Below are 20,244 nucleotides of genomic sequence, written 5' to 3'. Positions count from 1 at the left end.
CTCTTTGAGTTGGTTGCAAGCTGTGACATCGGGATTGACCCTTCCGCCGGCGGATGCATGGCCGCTTGGTAGAACGCGGATCCGATGACGAACGGTCAGGTGGCCTCCGTTCCGTTCGTTTCATGAACCGGCATCATGCAGACTGCTTTCTGCCGCTTGTAACCAGGGATCAGCAAACACCATGCCAACTGCTCCGACGCGCCAAGAAGATGATTTTCTTTTATCAATGGGCGGGTTGAGGGCAGGTTGATGTGTATTTGACGGAGAGACCGGCGAACAAAACGTTCCAATCACGACAAACCTGACAAAAGTGGCGGATGCCCGACATTTGCGAGAAATGTCGACGGTTGCGCTGGGGACAAGGGAATTCACGTGGACTTCAAATCGCGCCAAGGATCATGTGCCTGTTCGTGGCTAAGGGGCGTTACTCGACTTCTCGTGAACGTCCCTGGCGGTCTTATCAACCCTTGTCCTGGTTCCTGCTTTGCACCACCTTCCGCTTGGAGCCATGAAGAGGGTCGTTGTTTCGATAATTTGAGGATGGGCTGCTTGGCGATTTGTTCGTAGCCCAGCTCGGGTCCATACGTCTCGGTACGGTTCGCCTGCCTATCCTGTTCACGGCACTTTCGAACATAAGACCGAACGTCATCAGAGCGATCGCTGTGATGCGCAACATATTTCATTTGGTACGACGTTTGCTGGTGATCGGTGACGCTGGTTGACCATAGGCTCTGATGCCGATCTCGTCGGACAAGGACGCAATTGAAGTCAACTACGGAGGTTTTCGGGACCTGACACGATGATTGGTTCGGTGCATGCGGAACGCTTGGCGGCACGAGGATGACACCGAAAAGTACGTGGGGTCAAATCAATGGAGTGAAAAATGAAAAAGTATGTTTGCGAATTCTTCGGGACCTTCACACTTGTCTTCCTCGGCTGCGGCACATTGCTTTATATGCGTCAAGAGGTGGGCCTGTTGGGTGTCGCTTTAGCCTTCGGGACGACCGTGGTTGCAATGGCCTACACGATTGGCCCAGTCTCGGGCGCGCATCTCAATCCGGCGGTCAGCCTGGGTTTCCTCGTGTCGCGCCGATTGAGAGTGTGGGACTTTCTCGCGTATGTCTCCGCCCAATGTGCAGGAGCTATCGCGGCGGCAGGCACGCTCTACCTTATCGCTATGAACAAGGTCGGCGGTTACGATATCACCCTAGAAGGTTTCGCCCAAACCGGCTGGGTAGTCTACGGATGGAGAGCTGCGTTCCTATTCGAGTTTATCGCCACGTTCCTGTTCGTAACTGTATTCCTCAAATGCACGGCTGGACGCGGCGCTGTTGCACGATTGGCGATTGGACTTGCCTTAGTTGCGATCCACCTTGGCGGTATCACCGTTTCGGGTTCTTCTGTGAATCCAGCACGATCGATCGGCCCAGCACTTTTCGCAGGAGGGGCGGCACTCTCTCAACTCTGGCTTTATATATGTGCGCCAATGCTCGGCGCTATTGCGGCCGGCCTTCTTCAGCTCAGGGGGATCGTCGCGTCAAGCGAGCCGCAAAGTCTGCGCCAATTTGAATCGCGCGAAATGACCAGCGACATATCCAGCCCGGTTTCATTCTTTCGCCACCGAAGGAGAGGTATCCCAAAAAGGGAAAGCCACTGATCGAGGAGGGGGTCTCGACCTTGACAGGGGAGCGCATCCCCAGACACTCGCCGTTGCATCCCGCATATCTTGACGCTTACTGCGATCTTCCTACGGATTGGGACCACGGTCGTCTCTGACGTATCGACAAACGTCGCATACGGATCGACAATGGCAGCCCAACGTCCAGCTATCATTGGCGGCGATCCAAAACGGCGGCGATCGCGGCCAAAGCCTCGTGTATCGCGATACTCACCGACCTTCCGCTCAAGGTTGTCAAGGGTCCGCGATACTCATCCATACCGCAGATGCGTGTCATTAGGAGCATGAATTTTACAATGGTGAGGCTGCCATATAGGACACGTTGGGCGGCGGATCTAATGGAGCAAATCTCCAGCGTCTGGGGGGTTGCGCTGGGGTGCCGATCCACACCCAAGCGCCGGTAGGTGATAGACGATACCCACAGCGGCTAGGAGCCATTGAATCGGCAATATGTTCTTTTGATACGGTGTCGCGCAAGTTTGGCATGGAGAATCATATGCAATCGCAACAATAGCCGAGTGCAGAGTCAAGCAGCGCTACTTGCATACGCGCAAATGTCCGTTAGAAGATTTCGACGACGTGGCAGCCCAAGCAGTTGCGCGGCAGCGAGTTTAGGCGGGGCGTACGTTGCGGCGAAAAACAGCCAATGGACACGCCGAAAACGGCTACTGGGCCTAAGTCGCCACGGTCGCCCTGTGAACTTGGAACCCAGGCAAATTGTATGACCGTTGGCCGTCGTTCAGCATGCCGAAGTCGGAGCGCTGATCGGAAGCTGGATTAGCCTGCATGATGAACGAGAGGTTGGAAAATGCCGCTTTCAAAGGCTCCCGTAGGCATCGTGAGATGTTGAGAATGCGAGCAAGAATTGTAGGTGGAAAGACAGTGCCTGAGGCGCCAGAGGCCGACGATCGCGATCTAGCTTTAGACTTCGCCAAAGGAATACTCATTGTCTTGGTGATTTTCGGTCACCTGATACAATATATCTTTTACGAGGGTGATGGCTTCTGGGATTCGGCATGCTTCAAATCGATCTACATGTTTCACATGCCTCTCTTTATGGCGATAAGCGGATATCTCTCTAGATCAGGGCTACTAGGCAAATCGTTCAGGCAAGCCATCGGTGATCGCGCGCTGCAGCTCCTGGTGCCGACGCTGTTCTGGTGCACCCTTTTGGAGGCAGTCAAATTGCTCATGTTTCCCCGGCCGCCGGACGCACCTGGCAACCTGTTGCAATTCATGCACGATTTCGTCGGCACATACTGGTTCATCTGGGCTGCGTTTGCTTCTTTTCTTTTGGTCAAACTTATTTCGATCTTCAACTCCGGGTCGGCACGCTCTTTGCTTGTCTCATCCATACTGGTCGCAGTTGCCCCCGTGACGTTTTCTATATTCCCTCTCATAAAGTACACCTATCCCTTTTTCTGCATGGGATTTTCATTTGCGCAGTCGAGAGATTGGTGGACGAGCATAATGCGGTATCATAAGCCACTCCTGATGATGTCCGCCTCTATCGCGGCTAGCTTGTGCTTCATGGCGTGGCGCGAGGACACCTATGTCTACAACAATCTCGCCTTAATCCAGGATCTGCAGTCGGCAAAAGATATCCTTCTGATGTTTTTTGGCTCGACAGTGGCCTCTGCAGTGATGATCGAGATTCTGCTTCAATCCTGGAAAATTGGACGCTCGAACCGGGTGGTTCGCTTTATCGCCGTGGAAGTGGGGCAGAGCACGCTCGTGTTGTACCTGGTGCAGGCTACGGTATTCCGTCTCATGGATTTGATACAATACGGAGAACAATGGGCTCCCACAATGAGGTCTGGCGCGGCGGGAATTCTCGGGACGATGATCATTGCCGTAGCACTAGCAGTTCGCTGGAGCGTGCGCGACATTCCCTATCTGTCCCAGCTCATGCTTGGAACGCCACCCCGCCTCGTTCGTTTGCCGAGCAATCCTGCGAATAACTAGCGGTGTTCAATTCTCAACCTAAACTTCGTCAGCAAGCAAGCATGCCAAGGCACGCGTTAAGGGGCCCATTTTTAAAGGATCCTTTTGCACGAAGATCGGCTGAGGTCCGACTGATGTGCCAATCACGTATCGAGAATCCGCAAACCCCTCGCGCCCAATGCTCCGCGACGACGCGGGCGCTTGACCCCCAGGGTATCGACTCCACCCTCTTTGAGGTTGCCAAAGATTCGGTTTGCTTCGCACTTGTTTGGGGTCCGCTTGCCGCCAGGTCCCGTTGTCCCTGCTAAAATCGCGAGCGTTCGCTAAGGTACCAGAAACGCTTTTCCGGCCTGTGCTAAGCAATGACCGGAAACAGCGAGTATCGCCTCAGCGGTCACACCGAGGCAGCACTGCTCCATGACGGCCGCTGCCACAGTCATCCTCTTGCCGGCGCCGACGGTACCGGCCAGCTAGGTCGTGCCGGCAGCATGATCCCCCGGGTGCCGTGTTCTGGTGCGGATAGAGAGTGAACGCGGCCGACGCACGCCGGCAACTTAAGATACACGCCGCCGAGGCGCCCAGGGGCTGGTTGTTGAAACGGTCCTAAAACCTTGCGGCCGGTCGATCCGGTGGGCATCGGACCAGGACCCGGCCCTGAAGGGCCATCTGATCTTCGTGAGCTTCCCCTTTGCCGGCTACGTCTAACAGCCGTTCACTGTGGAAATTCAGAGCGTTGTTGAGCTGTCGCCGGCGTCGCGGGGGCCTATGCCGCATTCCATTTGCCCGCGGCATTCCCCCAAATGACGGCGCTAACTGTCGAGGAAGGGAGCTCCAGCCAGTGATGCATGCGGGTCTCGGAGTCCATCACTGGGAGGCGCTGTGATCGCCAAGCAAAGAAGATCGACCGGCTGCACCTCGGCAAGCGGCCGGACATTGCGCCCAATCCGCGAATTGAGAGCGGAGCGGCTTCGGCGGGTGTCATTTGTTGCTGACGTGGCCGGAGAATAGGCTTCCGCCGCTGCACCGGGATGCCATTTCTTCGATCCCCACCGCGTCTTGTCCGGTTCACGACAACGTTGTCCTCGATCAATTCTTCATGGGCTAGCTAAGAAGCTGGAAACAATACAGATGCCGTGTTCCGAACCTCAGCGGAGGAGACTGGCATGAGTCTTGAACTCCCAGAACTACGCGGCGGGCAATCGCCTGGTGGAACGTGTGGCGTCCGGTCGAAGTCGATTTGAACCTTGAAGGGAAAATACATGGCAGGTCTGCATCAGTTCGCACGGAAAAGGGGGTATCGGCAAGTACACGGCCTCTCAAGATACTCTCACTGTCCTTGTCGACCTCGAAAAGCTGATTCCACCCCCCGCCTGATCCTCAATTCGAAAGCCCGAGACACGGTTTTACACCTGGCGGCGAATAGGTTGGTTGAGGGTGGAGTTCGCGGCGAAACCTACCGCCACTGGACTATCGCGACGGGAATCTCGCTTGTGAAGCGCTTTTCGTCAAGCCCGCCAGCGTTGCCCGCCGCTTGCCGTTGTTGTTGCGGCCGCCCCGTTTCGAGGGGCCATGTCATTCGTCCGGGCCAAGTTGCGTCGCCACAGGTCCCATCTGCCGCACCATTTTAAGGGATGGTGTTACCGGAAGCGGGTGTGGCCCTTAGTCAAACCGCATCCAACACTCAGGAGGATTTTAACTGATGTCAAACGTCACCCCTGTCCCCAACAATGCTCGATTAGATGAGAAAGATGCTCTCGCCACGCCTTTCATTAAGTGCCTCTTGCGTCTGATGCGTGCTCAAGACACCTTTGAATTGTGGCAAGAGAAATCGGACACCGATTTGCTCTGTGATTTCATCGTGACGAGGCAGCAGCGTAGGGCGATTCCTCTCATCGGGGGACCTGACCTAGAGGTGCAGTGGCGGCTTGAGATCTTCTATGCCGCCGTAGCACTTGCTATAGAGGAGCAGTCCGGACTGATGGCGTCACCGGTGTTGACTGTGAACCATGAGGGATTCGGTCGGATATTACTCACGGCGGGGCGGCTCGTAGTACTCTCGAAGACGCTCCGCGACGTACATCGATTTGGCTTCGACAACCTCCAAAAGCTCGCCGAGGCGGGAACTGGCCTGGTCGATAATGGCTTAACAACAATTAAGACCTATTCAGATGTAGCGCGCGTTTAAGTGCGGTTGAAACGGCTCATATAGGGCGGAATTCTTCGCTAATCTGCCCAGCAATCAAGCAATCCGGGGGTGTGCCCTAGCGTTCTTGGCGCGGGGGGGGGGGGCGACATGGAGGAACCTGCATGACAGTGCGTTCACTACTCACTACGGCTCCTCTTTGGCTCCGGCGTATCTCACAAGCACTGATCAAGCGACGTGTATTGGCTGCGCCCCTTGTTTTCTGGTCTGCCAGTGTTCGGCAGGAAGGTAGGTGGTTGGCCTTCAAATGACCTGTCACCGAATTTTCATCCGGCGTCTGACCTGCCACTGAGAATTTCTGAACCGCTCCCAAACGTTGGACCACCGGATGCTAGAGTTTTCCGGCTTCATTCAGGGAGGCGGGCTGGTTGCGCCTCCCGAATTCACCAACGAGATCGGCGCCTTGTTGCCGATCGCACCATGAGGTCTTTCCTCATTGTAGTATCTACGCCAATCCTCCATCTTTTCGCGGGCATCCGCAAGGGTCAGGAACCAATGCTGGTTCAGGCATTCTGCACGGAAGCGGCCATTGAACGCTTCGATGAAAGCATTATCAGTCGGCTTTGAACTCAATCAGAATGTTCGTGATTTGATGGATGTTGCGCGGTCCCGTCTTGAAGACACCAAGGGCGAACTCGATGAAGCCCTCGGCCGAACCGGAATAGGTCCCGTGATTGTCACGTGCATCGGGCCAGTAGGAACTGCGCAGCGCCCTTTCATCGGCGCGGTCTATCCCGCGGCAATACCGATAGAGGCAGTCGCGGAGCGCCTCGCGGTCGAGCAATTCGGTAATTTTTTTGTGTTTCATCGCTTGTCGCACATCTGATATCGGGGCGCTTACCCATCCAGTGACGCAGCCAGCTTTCAACTGCTCGGCTGACGTAAGGAAAAACCCTCCCTCTGCTTAGGCATGCATGTAAACAACTGCCCTTAGAAGTAGACATCAATGGGAGAGCTGCGGGTAAGGTGTTTGGACAGCGACGGCGCCGTCATGCACCAGTTGCGTTGCGTTTCAACCCCCACAATGTTGGTTGAACAAAAGGCGATCGAGCAACGCATCCGAAACGCAATCTATCTCCAGCGCACGTTCAGGGCAGGATCGAGCGCCTCGCGACGCGAACAGTTCGTCCCTCTCCTCGACATCGATTGCACCGGGCAGTATGTATCCCTCGTCGTCAAGATTGAATATTTCGGGCGCTTGGGCCCAGCATCTTGCATGACCTTGGCATTTGGAAGTGTGCACTATGACGCGCATACGGTACTCCATGTCTTTCCTCCTCTCAATTATCAGGACCAGTCCAGGATCAGATTCTCCATTCCAAACACGTGGCCCCCATAGGTGATGGGCGCCGTACCATCCTTGATACGGAAGTCAGGGATGCGCGACAGCCACTCCTCCAGGCCGATGACGATCTCTCGCCGGGCAAGGTGTGATCCAAGACAGCGATGGGGACCGTACGCAAAAGCGGTGTGGCGATTGTCTTCTCGTGCCAAATCGATCGTGTTCGGATTTTCGAATTCCACCGGATCACGATTGGCAATCATCGTGGCGCAGGAAATGTAGTCCCCCTTACGGATCGGCGCGCCTTCGAAATTGATATCTTTCGTCGCCACACGGATCATCTGCACGGTCGAATAGGCGCGAAGCAGTTCTTCGGCTGCGAGCACAATTCGATCCGGTTTGCTCCGCAGCAATTCCTGTTCTGTCGGATTGCGCGCGAGATAGGCCAGGTCAAAGCCGATCGCCGTTGCCACGGTGTCCAGTCCCGCGACGAATAGAAGCACGCCTATTCCATGGATTTCCTGGTCTCTCAACAGGCGGCCGTCGACCTTTGCCTGCACGACGAAGGTCATGAAATCGTCGGCCGGTTCTTTGCGGCGCATCGCTGCAAGTTCATCGATGAACGCCAAAATTGTTCGGGCGGCTGCGGTTCGTCTGATGCCGTCGCCGTGGAGCAGGTCCTTCCCCCAGCCCACGAATGTATTGAGGCGCTCATCGGATAAGCCGAGCAAACGGAGGAAGATACTAACCGCAAAAGGAAAGGCGAAGTCCGTCAAGATGTCGCAGCTTGTGCTCGACGCGGAAATCTTGGAAATCAACGCAATCGCCCGATCACGGACCGCCGGTTCGAGCTCCATTATCCGCCTGGGCGAAAGCAGCGGATTGAGAAGTGAGCGAAACACGCTGTGAGCCGGGGGGTCGAGTTCAAGCGGGATCAGCGGCCAGTTTTCGCCAAGCGCCGAGGCGAAAAGGCTCCGATGGCTGGAAAAGGTTCCGGTGTCCTGCAGCAATTTGCGTTGGTCCTGAGCGCGAACGATGACCCAGGTACCTCGGCCATCGCGCGTATTGCAGGGAGAATAAAAGATTCTCGGTCCATTATGGAGGCAAGCGACAGCTGCGTGCGGATCCCCATTTGGCATGCGCTCCATGCCGGGCGACGTGAACAGGCTGAAGTCCTTCACCATTTCGGGAGGGACATGTTCTGGAACCCTAATGGTAGCCACTGCTTTTCTCCTGTCATCAAAGCCCCTTCGCCGAGAACGAATTCTCCTCGGAGAGGGAGCGAGCAAAATCGTTGAGCGCCAGATTTCCAATCTCAGCAGCGCGAGGCGCCAATGACATGCGATGCAGCGATCAGATCGCCGTGCGGCTCGAAATCCACGCTGCTTTGTTGGCCGAAGTCGAAATTTCTTGGATGCCTCGCCCGCCCTTCCGGTCGACATCGGATTTTCACGGGTACCTCTCTTCCGGTAAATGCGTTCTGAGCACAGATGCATTTTGATTTCCTCCGCTCCATGGCGGTCACCAAAGAAACCGGCCGACAGTCCTTGCCGCCCCGCAAGAAGAACTTCAAAGTTCATGCCAATTTGATTGATTTGGCCGGAAAGAAATTTTTCAATTGCCTTTCAGCGCTTTGGCTCAAGGCAGAACTAAAGATTGGCTGATCAAGGCCGTGTCGCGTATCTAACAAAACCCGACATCAGGTGCCGGATGCCATCTATTCAGGTGCGACTTTTTTCCAGCCACCACAGCCGGGGGCCAGAGACAGCGCGACGAGTAACGAATGTCCTGATGTACTGCGATGCAGTGGGATAGCTTGAGGGTGGGTAGCTTTGAATTGTGGCATCGAGCTAGCGGCGGAATTCCGGGAACAGCTCGAAGCGTGCTACTCCTTTGTCCTGAATGTCAGTTCTACCAGCCCGACGACACCACCCTAAGAGTCGGCGGCAATCTGCCGATTGGGTGTTGCCTGACAGCAATGGGTATGGTGGCCTACCGTCCGCCGAGACGGAAGGCGATGGCCGCAGAAAGCCCGCTCAAGCGGCGGGCCGAAAATGCCGTCCGAAACAAATCCACAAACTACCCTGCCTGGCACGGCAAGAGCGTGGGTACGGAGATTTGATCTGGATCAAATCGCAATCCCGATGAAATTGATAGCCATCAAAGACGCGCTGGAAGAAATAGGGATAGCCGAAGTCGCAACGGCCGCGTGGTCGTCTCGGGCATGTCCGGCATAGGCGGTTTTCGAAGGGATCAGGACATGGACGTCGCACGCAGTGAGGTTCTCGTGATTGGCACTTCCGTCGCTTGCCGTTCCTGCCAGGCGCGGCACGGCGTCGTTTGCGGCGCCTTGTCGGCTGGCCAGCTTAGCGAACTTGGCCGCCACTCGCTGCGCCGCAAGGTCGACGCAGGCTGCGAGATCATTGCACAAGGATCGGAAAACTCTTTCTATTCGAACATCACGCGCGGCGTGGTGAAGCTCTGCAAGGTGATGTCGGACGGGCGCCAGCAGATCGTTGGCCTGCAATTCGCCCCCGATTTCGTCGGCCGCCCCTTCGTGCGCGAAAGCACGCTGTCGGCCGAGGCCGCGACCGATGCGGAGATCTGCGTGTTCCCCCGCAATTTGCTCGAACGCATGATATTGGAGACTAGGGAATTGCAGCGTAGCCTGCACGCTCAGGCGCTGAATGAGCTGGATGCCGCGCGCGAATGGATGCTGACGCTCGGCCGGCGGACCGCCGAGGAGAAGGTCGCAAGCCTGCTCCACCTCATTGCCGCCCACGCCGAGACGGCGACGAGCACTGCCTTCGATCTGCCGCTATCGCGTGCCGAGATTGCCGACTTTCTCGGGCTGACGATCGAAACCGTCAGCCGCCAGTTGACCCGGCTTCGCAAAGAGGGCGTCATCCGCATCGAGAACATCCGGCATATCACCGTGCCCGACATGGATGCGCTCGCAAAGAAAATCAGCGGGTAATTACCACCCGCGTATTGGAAAGGCCAGCCTGGCGCGCCAGCGTAAAGAACTAGGCGGCATTGTCGGGATGCAGACGGACGTGCCGGGCGCTACCACATCGAGCATTCCGGGCGAGAAAACTTCTAGTCCCGGAGCCGCCGGCTTGCAGCTCGGGATAGCCGCCGGGCAGGTGGGTGGCGTCGCCATCGGCGCCGGGCGCCCAGCAGGTCGCCAGCGAGCTGAGCGGTGAGCGGTGAGAGGAACAAAATATCAGCTCCGCGGCGACGTCAGCCGAGCAACAAATGCTCGTAGGCCAAAGGCTACATAGCGCGACCCGGGTGCCGGTCGGCATCAGCCGATCGATATTGGCGGCTGCGAGCTCTTCACGCCCCCAACCTGCGGATATCCGCCATCGTCGTCTTCTGTGACGAAATTATCGGAGCCGTTTGCGTTTCACCATTTTTCGATGCGCGGTCCGAGCCTGGCGCCCCCTTTTTGTCGGACCTCAAACTTTCTTGTGCAGTTTCAAACAAGAAAACGTGCGCGGGTAGACATACGCACGAGCAGAACCTCAAACCTCGTGACCCGCGCCTTCCCGCCGCGACCGGACTGGCGGGCAGTATGCTAAGGTTCTAAAAGGCGGCAGAGAAACCTTGATCGAGATGCGGTCGGAAGTAGCCGAAACAGCGCCCGGCCGTCAGCGCGGCACAACGGCTTCACAATTCGCTCGCCCGCACGAGCAGCGCACGAGTGCGGCGACGAAGGCCCTGTGCTGACCGCAAGTCCATCTCCTTCAGGCCAAATGGCATGACGCTTGCTTGCCCTGGCGTGTGGGCCGAGGTCGGATTCGTGTTAGCCGTGACTGAGAGGCCGCAAATAAATTTTCCTAGAGGAGCTTCATTGATGACCATGGAAAAGCAGGTCCCTATTGTCACCTTTCGCACGCGGGTTCGCGACGAGTCTATATCCGGTCCCAACCCCTACCGCTGGGAAGACAAGACGACCGACGACTATTTCAGCGGTAAGCGGGTAATCCTTTTTTCGCTGCCGGGCGCCTTCACGCCAATCTGCTCCACCTTCCAACTGCCTGATTTCGAAAGTCTTTATGTCGAGTTTAAGAAGAATGGCATTGACGACATCTACTGTCTCTCCGTCAACGATGCCTTCGTCATGAATGCTTGGGGCAAGTCTCAGGGGTTGAAAAATGTCAAGCTTATCCCGGACGGTTCGGGAGAATTCACTCGGAAAATGGGTATGCTCGTCGCCAAGGACAATCTCGGTTTCGGTCTGCGCTCCTGGCGCTACGCTGCCGTGATCAATAATGGCGTCGTGGAGGGGTGGTTCGAGGAAGAAGGCTTTGGCGACAACTGCGCGACCGATCCGTATGGCGTTTCTTCGCCGCAAAACATTTTGAAATGCCTTAAGGCCCCAGCCTTCGTATGAGCATTGAAGCCAACGACCAGCAGCTACGACTTGTCGTGCACACCTGCGCCGAATGATAGGAGTTTTGCTCGAACCATGAAGTCCTTTACAAGCCTTCATCAGCGTCAGCAGCAATCGCTGGTTATTACGCCCCAGCTCATCGCGTCTATTCGCTTGCTGCAGCTGGCGCACACCGAACTGAATCAGTTCGTGGAACAGGAAATCGAGAAGAACCCATTTCTCGACCTGGCGTCGAATGACGGCGGGGCTTCTGGCGTATCGCCAACTGCGGCGGATGATCCAAATATCAGCGCACGCGAAGACCACGTTGATGGACCGGCCAGGACGGACATGCCTGAGCTGTCTAGTCCCTGGAAATCAATCCGTGACACAGGCAACCTTTCGCCGGGGGAAAGGCCTTCCCTGGATGAGTTCGCCGCCTCAACTGAGACATTGCACGAACATGTCGCCCATCAGATCGCCCTCACTGCCTTCACACCCCAGGAGCGGCTGATTGCTGGCGCGCTTGCCGACCATCTGGATGACACTGGGTATCTGCAAGTGAACCTTCTGGAGCTAGCAGAGAGGCTAAATAGCCCTGAGGCTGGAGTGAAGCGGGTTCTTGAGGCTTTGCAGCTATTTGACCCGCCGGGCATATTTGCGCGAAGTCTGGGCGAATGCCTCGAGATTCAGTTGCGCCAACGAGACCGGTTCGACCCGGCCATGGCAGCTCTGGTCGCAAATCTCGAGTTGCTTGCGCGACGCGATTTTCGAGCACTGAAGCGACGTTGCCGGGTCGATGAAGACGACCTTCTCGATATGTTGAACGAAATTCGTGCACTTGACCCAAAGCCTGGAAACCAGTTCCAGTCCGCAAGGTCGGAATCCATCATACCCGACGTCTTCGTCCTACCCTCGCCGGGAGGCGGATGGCACGTCGAGCTTAATCGGGAGATTTTGCCCAAGGTACTGATCAACCAAACCTATTTTGCGCAAGTTACTCGCCTAACCGCCCAAAGCTCGAAAGATCAGTCATTCCTGAACGAATGCTTCCAGAGCGCGAGCTGGTTGGTTCGGAGTCTCGATCAGCGCGCCACGACGATCCTTAAGGTGGCGACCGAAATCGTGCGCCACCAGGATGTCTTTTTGGAAGATGGCATTGCTCATCTTCGCCCTCTCAATCTTAAGACCATCGCTGACGCGATCGACATGCACGAGTCCACTGTAAGTCGGGTAACGTCGAACAAATACATTCTCACGCCCCGCGGCGTGTTCGAGCTCAAGTATTTTTTCACCGTCGCGATCCCGTCCTCACAAGGCGGTGACGCGCACTCGGCCGAAGCTGTGCGCCATCAGATAAGGGCACTTATTGCCGCAGAGACGCTCCATGATGTGCTGTCCGACGATGGCATCGTTGCCAAGCTCAAGGAAACAGGCGTCGACATTGCTCGCCGCACAGTCGCCAAATATCGCGAGGCGATGAACATCCCCTCGTCCGCGCAACGCCGGCGGGAGAAACGGTTTGTACTGGCGGCCGCGGAGGGATAAGTCCTTTGTACCGTAGGTGATGCCCTTTTCCCAAAAACCGCGGAACTGAGGCACATGTGACATTGTGCTTAGTCCTCTCCATGGAGGATCGACTTCATATGGGCTGGCGACCGCAGCCTCGTCACGGGAGCTTCAAAAGTTGTTCCGGCCGCTTAAGCTGACGTTCCAGAAAAGATTAGATGTCTGTTCCATAGCCCAAGCGCTTAGGGGCTAAGCGGTTAATCACGAAAACTCGTGCAGAATTTTTATGTCGCGCAAGCGACAAATCTAGAAGCAGTTGTCGCCTCCCATTCATTTTCGCCGAACCGCTGGGATTTCGGTGCGGCGGCAACGAGAGCCTCAACCGAAAATGATAGACGGAGATACGCGGGCAGACGTTCTGGAGTTGGCGCGCTTTCGAGATCTCCGATGTTCGACGACGCAGGAATACAACACGCGGGCTGATCGAACTCTTGGCCTTCCTCACCGCTTGGCACGACGCATGCACGGTAATCCGAAAATGCGCCATCGAACAAAAAGGAATCATCCCATGATCAAGCTCACAGAGAATGCCGCCGCCATCATGAACGTAACGCTTTCCCGAGCCGAGCAGGCGGAAGGCTTTCGCATCGCGGTCGAGGCAGGTGGATGCGCCGGCTACAAATACCTGGTGGGGCTAGAAAGCGTCCAGGGCCAGGGCGACGCGGTGATCGAAACAAATGGGGTCAAGGTGTTCGTTGACGCAGACTCGCAAGCACACATCAACGGCATGACGATCGACTTCGTGACGGGACCAGAAACCTCCGGTTTTGTCTTCGACAATCCCAATGCGCACCAGAACTGCACTTGCGGCAAATCCTTCGGCTGATCACCGAGAAAGCGAGAGAGCCATGCGGAATTATTGCGAAAAGGTCATGGTTTCCTTTTTCAATCCGAAGAACGACGGCGTGCAGGAAAATCCCCTCAGCGAGACCGGGGCAGTTTCCTACGGTAGAGGGCCTGAATTGATAATTGGAGTCGATCCAACGGTGGAAGCGTTTCTGGTGACGCCGTCGTCCTTGCGTTCCAACCCAGCGACCGCCTTCTCGCCAGCGCTGGCCGAACTCATAACCCTAAAGCCCGCCGAAGCGCCTCAAACCGTCCGTCAGGAGACAGCAGGCTTTTTAAGCGGTTTGCTGCCGGAGAGAAAGGTCTGCTCATCAACGGATTATCCTGAGGCAGCAAAATTTTTTGGCGGGCATCCGGGCCAGGATTCCAAAGGAGACGCCCCCTCTGCAAGCAGTTCCGCGCCGAGGAAAGGTGAGCGAAGACGCGTGCGTGTCAAGAGGCTTGATTTCATGACCAAGTCGCTCACTTCGCTAGATCTGGCAGTAGACGGACGACACTCGTTCAAGCCGTCGAAGACGTGTCAGCGGTTTATACAATACTGGTCGTCGAAAGCCTCGTTCCGGCAGAGGAGGACGATCAGACCGTCACAACAGAAATCTGAGGCCTGGAGAAATTGGCAGGGTCGAAATGGATGTTGTAGCCGGCAATCGCGTAGGACAGGGTCTAAAAATCGCCGCAGCCTGCAACAGTTCAGTTCTCAGCGACAAGCTAAGCTGGCGACCCATCTAGTTAAGCAGCCGCGGCGAATCCAACCGTTGGAAAAGGCGCGAGCGCACAACGTTCTTCCCTTCCTACTGATGGCGGCTATGCGACGTTATCGATGCCAACAAGATCGCGTGACGCGCCATCGCACGACTCCACCCCGCGCTGCTTGCCCGAGGCTATCAAACAACAGCATGTGCAAGACGCCGCAGCATTGTCACCGCTTCCCCTCAGTCGAGATCCACCCATGAGAGCGATCTATCTCGACAATAATGCAACGACCAGAGTCGATCCTGAAGTGGTTGAAGCCATGCTGCCGTTCTTTGCGGATCAGTTTGGAAACCCTTCGTCGACGCACGCTTTTGGCTCCTCCATCCGCGAGGCGGTGAGGAAGGCGCGCCGGCAATTGCAAGCGCTGATCGGCGCCGAGTTCGATCATGAGATCGTGTTCACCTCGGGGGGGACGGAAAGCGACAATGCGGCGATCCTTTCGGCGCTGGAGGTGATGCCTGAGCGCACAGAGATCGTGACTTCCGCAGTCGAGCATTCAGCGGTGCTGACACTCTGCGGCCATCTGGAGAAGACGCGCGGCATTAAGGTACACAGGATCCCAGTGGATCGACATGGACGTCTCGATCTTGACGCCTATGAGACCGCCCTCACTCATCGTGTAGCGATTGCTTCGATCATGTGGGCGAACAACGAGACGGGAACCATTTTCCCGGTCGCTAAGCTTGCCGAGATGGCCAAGAGAATCGGTGCACTTTTCCACACCGACGCGGTCCAGGCGGTCGGCAAGGTTCCAATGGACCTCCAACCTACTGCAATCGACATGCTTTCGTTGTCCGGACACAAATTCCATGGACCAAAAGGCATTGGTGCACTCTATCTCAGGCGGGGCTTATCTTTCTCCTCACTGATCAAGGGAGGTCATCAGGAGCGCGACCGACGCGCAGGGACAGAAAATACGGCCGGGATTGTAGGTTTAGGCAAGGCTGCCGAACTCGCCCTGGAATCAATAGACGACGAGAGGACCCGATTAAAGTCGCTCCGAGATCGATTGGAGAACGGCATTGTCCAGCGTGTTCCAGGCGCCTTCGTAACCGGCGATAGGCTTAAGAGGTTGCCGAACACTGCGAACATCGCCTTTCAACGTCTCGAAGGAGACAGTATGCTCCTTCTTCTCAACCGCTATGGCATCGCCTGCTCTTCCGGCTCTGCTTGCTCCTCCGGTTCGCTGGAGCCGAGCCATGTCTTGAGGGCAATGGATATCCCTCATGCTATGGCGCACGGAACAATCCGCTTCTCGTTCTCGCGCGATAACTGTGACGAGGATGTCGACCGGGTGCTCGAAGTTTTACCGGGCATCGTTGAAAGGCTCCGGAGCCAATCCCGTTCCGGCCACGTGGCCGACACGAGCAGCCGGGTTCGTTCAGGGGAGTAGGAGCAGGCACGCTCATGAAACGGCAATTCCTTTTCACCGATACGACCTGCATGACGGCACCGGCATCGTATGAACGATCAGGTAAAAGCCGGGGCTCTCAGTCACATAGATCGCCGGTTCACCGCCCATGCGTGTTCATGGAGGGGGCCCAGCGCCATATCATCTTAATCAATCTCTCGACACCATCGGTGGATAGCACTCGACCACCAGCCTATGCCGACTTCAGTTGCAACGCGACTGCCTTGCGCCTAGCCGCGTCGAACCACGCATTCCGTACGTTGCAGCTTAAGCTACGGGAGAACGGTCTCGCGATCACCGCTCACGACCAGGGGGAATCTTATGTGCCGTTGCTCCGCTGACAGCAGTCCCGTCGATGTCAAAGACATCCTCAATCGGCTGAAATGTCTCTCGGCTGCGGAGGAGTTCTTCGCAGCCCTAGGGGTCCCCTATGACCCGAAGGTTCTCGATGTCTCGCGACTCCATATCATGAAGCGTATGGGCCAATACCTCGCGGCAGAGGACTTCTCCCATCTCCCTGACCGGGTAATCGCTGCTCGTGCCCGTGCCATACTGGAAAGGGCCTACTGTGATTTCGCGACCTCCGCGCCGCTCTCGCACCGGGTCTTCAAGGTGCTCAAGGACCACAATCCGGACAGACCTGTCACACCCGGCCGCACCGTTGTCCCGTTGGACTCCTTCCTGAAGCCGTTCGAAAAGGAATGAGCACGGTTGCGACACGACAATGTAGGGAAGCTTACAATTCAGTCAAATGCTAGCAACGTCGGAATCAAAGCCATTTCAATGAGATAGCGAACGCCAAACGGTTGGCACGAATGATGCACGCAAGCATATGTACTGCAAGCCCGCCACCCATAGAGGGAGGGAGTAAGAAACCGCCATGCACATAGTTATCTGTATCAAACAGGTACCGGACTCTGCACAAATAAGAGTGCATCCGGTGACGAACACAATCATGCGTCAGGGGGTGCCAACCATCATCAACCCCTATGATCTGTTCGCCCTTGAAGAGGCGCTCCAGTTGCGCGACCGCCATGGCGGCGAGGTGACCGTGCTCACCATGGGGCCGCCCATGGCAGAGGACGCGTTGCGCAAGGCGCTCACCTACGGCGCCGACCGCGCCGTACTCTTGACCGACCGTCATTTTGCCGGCTCCGACACTCTGGCGACCTCGTTTGCTCTTTCGCGAGCCATCGCGAAGATCGGAGAGGCCTTCGGTACGCCCGATATCGTCTTTACGGGCAAACAGACCATCGACGGCGATACCGCCCAGGTTGGGCCTGGCATCGCCAAGCGCCTCGACCTCCTGCAGCTCACCTATGTTGCCAAAATCGTCTCTGTCGACATCAATGGGCGCGAGATTACGGTGGAGCGCCGCTCGGAAGGGGGCACGCAGACGCTGATGAGCAAGCTCCCTTGTCTAATTACAATGCTCGAAGGCACAAACGAAATCCGCCGCGGCTCGCTCGACGACGCGCTACGGGCCGCGCGCAGCCAGATCGTGAAGTGGAATGCGGCCGACGCTGGCATAGAGGACCTCACCAAGTGCGGCCTGCGTGGCTCGCCAACCGTCGTTAAGAGGGTCTTTGCCCCTCCTGAGCGGGCGGAAAAGGCGGAGCAGATCGACACCGCGGAAAAAACGCCGCGCGATCTCGCCGAGGAGTTGATCGCTGGGATCTTTTTGCGCCAGCCGGCGCTCGAAAGCGAACTCGCCTTTGACGGCGAAGCGTGAAGGCAAGGAGCGACGATGTTGAGCACGAATCGAGAGAGCCCTCCTCCAGCCGCTGGCCGTGCCGCCATGAAGAAAGAGCTGCCCCTTCAGTTTAAGGACCATCGGCACGTTTGGGTCTTCATCGAGCTGGAGCGCGATCAGGTCCATCCCGTCTCCTTCGAGCTGCTCGGCGAAGGCCGCAAGCTCGCCGACAAGCTGGGCGTCCAGCTTGCCGGCGTCGTTCTCGGACCACCGGGAGAGGCCACGTGGTTTGCCATCGCCGAGGCTTTTGCTTATGGTGCCGACCTGGCCTACCTCGTCGAGGCCCCACTGCTCGCCGACTACCGAAATGAGCCTTTCACCAAAGCATTGACGGATCTGGTTACTAACTACAAACCGGAAATCCTTCTTTTAGGGGCAACGACGCTCGGGCGCGACCTTGCCGGTTCCGTGGCGACGACCTTGTTGACAGGGCTCACGGCGGATTGCACCGAACTTGATGTGGATGCGGACGGCTCGCTTGCGGCGACCCGGCCGACTTTCGGCGGCTCCTTGCTTTGCACGATCTACACGCTCAACTGCCGGCCGCAGATGGCAACGGTCCGGCCGAGGGTCATGGCCATGCCGCCGCGCGGGAATAATAAGATCGGACGCGTCATTCAACACAAAGTGTCGATGATCGAGGAAGAGATCGTCACTAAGGTCCTCGGTTTCTTGTCCGATGGCCAGTCGGCGACGGCGAATCTCGCCTATGCGGACGTCGTGGTTGCTGGAGGCCTCGGTCTCGGGGCGGTGGAGAACGTGAAGCTTATGAAGAAACTCGCGCGGACGATCGGGGCCGATTATGGCTGTTCGCGCCCCCTCGTCCAAAAGGGCTGGATGCCTGCTGATCGGCAGATCGGCCAAACTGGCAAAACTATCCGGCCGAAGCTTTACATAGCGGCTGGCATTTCCGGCGCCATCCAGCATCGCGTTGGCGTCGAGGGAGCTGATCTTATTTTAGCCATTAACACCGATCCTAACGCGCCGATTTTTGATTTCGCCCACCTCGGCGTCGTCACCGATGCGATCCGTTTACTGCCGTCATTGACGGAACTCTTCACCCATCGACTGTCGCCGCACAGTCGCGATAAGCTTGCAAACTGAGGGCGCCCCATGACTGAGGAAAACTTCGACGCCATAGTTATCGGGGCCGGCATGGCCGGAAACGCAGCTGCTTACACGATGTCGAGCCGCGGCATGAAGGTGCTGCAGTTGGAGCGTGGCGAGTATCCGGGCTCCAAGAATGTGCAGGGCGCCATCATGTACGCGGACATGCTGGAGAAAATCCTGCCGGACTTCCGGGATGATGCGCCTCTGGAGCGGCACTTAGTCGAGCAGCGCTTCTGGATGATGGACGACTCGTCCCACATCGGTATGCAATACCGGTCGGACGACTTCAACGAGTCGAGACACAATCGCTACACGGTCATTCGCGCCCAATTCGACAAATGGTTTTCACGCAAGGTGCGCGAGGCCGGAGCGACGCTTCTATGCGAGACGACCGTGACGGAACTCGTTCGTGATCCAAAGGGCAAGGTGATTGGCGTTCGCACCGACCGCGCCGGCGACGTGATTCTTGCTGACGTGGTCGTTCTCGCAGAGGGCGTCAATGGGCTGCTCGGCACGCGTGCTGGATTGCGTGACACGCCAAAACCGGAAACTGTCGCGCTCGCCGTCAAGGAAATGCATTTCCTGGCCGAAGAGGTAATTGACCAGCGGTTCGGCCTCAAGGCCAATGAAGGCTGCGTCATCGAGGCAGTTGGCACGATCTCTCGCAACATGGCCGGGCTTGCCTTCCTCTACACCAACAAAGAATCGATCTCGATCGGCATTGGCTGCCTTGTCTCCGAATTCGCGGCAACAATGGAAAGTCCTTATGAGCTGCTCGAAAAATTCAAAAGCCATCCGTCGGTCAAGCCGCTGATCGCAGGAGCGGAAGTCAAGGAATATGCGGCGCATCTCATTCCAGAAGGTGGTTACAAGGCAATTCCGCAGCTTTTTGGTGACGGCTGGGTCGTCGTCGGCGACGCGGCACAACTTAATAATGCGGTGCACCGCGAGGGGTCCAACCTCGCCATGACGTCGGGGCGGATCGCCGGCGAAGCAATCGTCCAGATCAAGAATCGCAAAAAGCCGATGGTCAAGGAGAACCTCTCCCTTTACAAGTCGATGCTTGAAAAGTCCTTCGTTATCAAAGACTTGAGGAAATACAAGGACATGCCTGCCCTGCTGCACACCAATTCCCGCAATTTCTTCACGACTTATCCAAGGTTGCTGTCGCAGGCCGCACAGAACTTTGTGCGAGTCGACGGCACCCCGAAGATCGACAAGGAACGGGCGACCACGGCCACCTTCATCAAGGCACGCTCGCGCTGGGGGCTGTTTGGTGATGCGGTCCGCTTGGCGCGCGCGTGGCGATAAAGGAGA

At 56.8% G+C, this 20,244-nt stretch carries 15 protein-coding genes and 3 pseudogenes; 13 read left to right on the top strand and 5 right to left on the bottom strand.

The annotated features are described in order from the left end of the window. The first annotated feature begins 883 nt into the window (after positions 1–883). The 3 genes from GA0061105_RS30255 to GA0061105_RS30235 all read left to right on the top strand — a co-directional run bounded on the left by GA0061105_RS30255 (position 884) and on the right by GA0061105_RS30235 (position 5,807). Entirely contained in the window at positions 884–1,657 is a 774-nt protein-coding gene (locus GA0061105_RS30255) for an aquaporin (protein WP_004677031.1), read from the top strand. 873 nt (positions 1,658–2,530) lie between these two features. Further along, entirely contained in the window at positions 2,531–3,643 is a 1,113-nt protein-coding gene (gene nolL / locus GA0061105_RS30250) for a nodulation factor fucose acetyltransferase NolL (protein ID WP_309506638.1), read from the top strand. 1,678 nt (positions 3,644–5,321) lie between these two features. Next, on the top strand, positions 5,322–5,807 hold the full coding sequence (locus GA0061105_RS30235; protein WP_004677039.1) for a NifX-associated nitrogen fixation protein: 486 nt from the start codon (positions 5,322–5,324) through the stop codon (positions 5,805–5,807). 369 nt (positions 5,808–6,176) lie between these two features. Here GA0061105_RS30235 and GA0061105_RS30230 read toward each other — a convergent pair. From GA0061105_RS30230 to GA0061105_RS30215, 4 genes and pseudogenes are all read right to left on the bottom strand, one after another. Continuing rightward, positions 6,177–6,389 (bottom strand): annotated as a pseudogene (locus GA0061105_RS30230) (integrase core domain-containing protein); the annotation flags it as partial. 1 nt (position 6,390) lies between these two features. Further along, positions 6,391–6,633 (bottom strand): annotated as a pseudogene (locus GA0061105_RS30225) (nuclear transport factor 2 family protein); the annotation flags it as partial. Between the two features lie 204 nt (positions 6,634–6,837). Continuing rightward, entirely contained in the window at positions 6,838–7,092 is a 255-nt protein-coding gene (locus GA0061105_RS30220) for a ferredoxin (protein ID WP_004678571.1), read from the bottom strand. 20 nt (positions 7,093–7,112) lie between these two features. After that, the gene (locus GA0061105_RS30215) at positions 7,113–8,291 is read right to left on the bottom strand and encodes a cytochrome P450 (RefSeq protein WP_010009913.1); all 1,179 of its coding nucleotides are present in this window, start codon (positions 8,289–8,291) and stop codon (positions 7,113–7,115) included. 306 nt (positions 8,292–8,597) lie between these two features. Between GA0061105_RS30215 and GA0061105_RS33020 the strand changes: the two genes are divergently transcribed. Further along, entirely contained in the window at positions 8,598–8,771 is a 174-nt protein-coding gene (locus GA0061105_RS33020) for a hypothetical protein (protein ID WP_010009909.1), read from the top strand. 596 nt (positions 8,772–9,367) lie between these two features. Further along, positions 9,368–10,084 (top strand): Crp/Fnr family transcriptional regulator, encoded by a 717-nt coding sequence (locus GA0061105_RS30210; RefSeq protein ID WP_010009905.1) that lies wholly within the window; start codon positions 9,368–9,370, stop codon positions 10,082–10,084. Here the strand turns inward: GA0061105_RS30210 and GA0061105_RS32615 are convergent. Then, positions 10,074–10,163: pseudogene (locus GA0061105_RS32615) on the bottom strand (L,D-transpeptidase); the annotation flags it as partial. The gene GA0061105_RS30210 and the pseudogene GA0061105_RS32615 overlap by 11 nt on opposite strands. 803 nt (positions 10,164–10,966) lie before the next feature. Between GA0061105_RS32615 and GA0061105_RS30205 the strand changes: the two are divergent. The 8 genes from GA0061105_RS30205 to GA0061105_RS30160 all read left to right on the top strand — a co-directional run bounded on the left by GA0061105_RS30205 (position 10,967) and on the right by GA0061105_RS30160 (position 20,238). Further along, on the top strand, positions 10,967–11,506 hold the full coding sequence (locus GA0061105_RS30205; protein ID WP_004678566.1) for a peroxiredoxin: 540 nt from the start codon (positions 10,967–10,969) through the stop codon (positions 11,504–11,506). 75 nt (positions 11,507–11,581) lie between these two features. Then, on the top strand, positions 11,582–13,033 hold the full coding sequence (gene rpoN / locus GA0061105_RS30200) for an RNA polymerase factor sigma-54 (protein ID WP_011053429.1): 1,452 nt from the start codon (positions 11,582–11,584) through the stop codon (positions 13,031–13,033). A gap of 529 nt (positions 13,034–13,562) precedes the next feature. After that, positions 13,563–13,880 (top strand): HesB/IscA family protein, encoded by a 318-nt coding sequence (locus tag GA0061105_RS30190; protein ID WP_009995752.1) that lies wholly within the window; start codon positions 13,563–13,565, stop codon positions 13,878–13,880. A gap of 969 nt (positions 13,881–14,849) precedes the next feature. Next, entirely contained in the window at positions 14,850–16,046 is a 1,197-nt protein-coding gene (nifS, locus tag GA0061105_RS30180) for a cysteine desulfurase NifS (protein WP_077991688.1), read from the top strand. 339 nt (positions 16,047–16,385) lie between these two features. Next, positions 16,386–16,769: a nitrogenase stabilizing/protective protein NifW gene (nifW, locus tag GA0061105_RS30175; RefSeq protein ID WP_077991686.1), complete on the top strand. Its 384-nt coding sequence runs from the start codon at positions 16,386–16,388 to the stop codon at positions 16,767–16,769. Between the two features lie 175 nt (positions 16,770–16,944). Beyond that, positions 16,945–17,796 carry an electron transfer flavoprotein subunit beta/FixA family protein gene (locus GA0061105_RS30170; RefSeq protein ID WP_040111841.1) on the top strand — a complete coding sequence of 284 codons (852 nt, stop codon included), beginning with the start codon at positions 16,945–16,947 and terminating at the stop codon, positions 17,794–17,796. Positions 17,797–17,811: 15 nt separating this feature from the next. Continuing rightward, entirely contained in the window at positions 17,812–18,921 is a 1,110-nt protein-coding gene (locus GA0061105_RS30165) for an electron transfer flavoprotein subunit alpha/FixB family protein (RefSeq protein WP_040111842.1), read from the top strand. Between the two features lie 9 nt (positions 18,922–18,930). Then, the gene (locus tag GA0061105_RS30160) at positions 18,931–20,238 is read left to right on the top strand and encodes an FAD-binding protein (RefSeq protein ID WP_040111843.1); all 1,308 of its coding nucleotides are present in this window, start codon (positions 18,931–18,933) and stop codon (positions 20,236–20,238) included. The last annotated feature ends 6 nt before the right edge of the window (positions 20,239–20,244 follow it).

This window comes from Rhizobium aethiopicum (assembly GCF_900094625.1).
Lineage (GTDB): Bacteria > Pseudomonadota > Alphaproteobacteria > Rhizobiales > Rhizobiaceae > Rhizobium > Rhizobium aethiopicum.
This window is presented reverse-complemented; position numbering and strand designations above follow the sequence as displayed.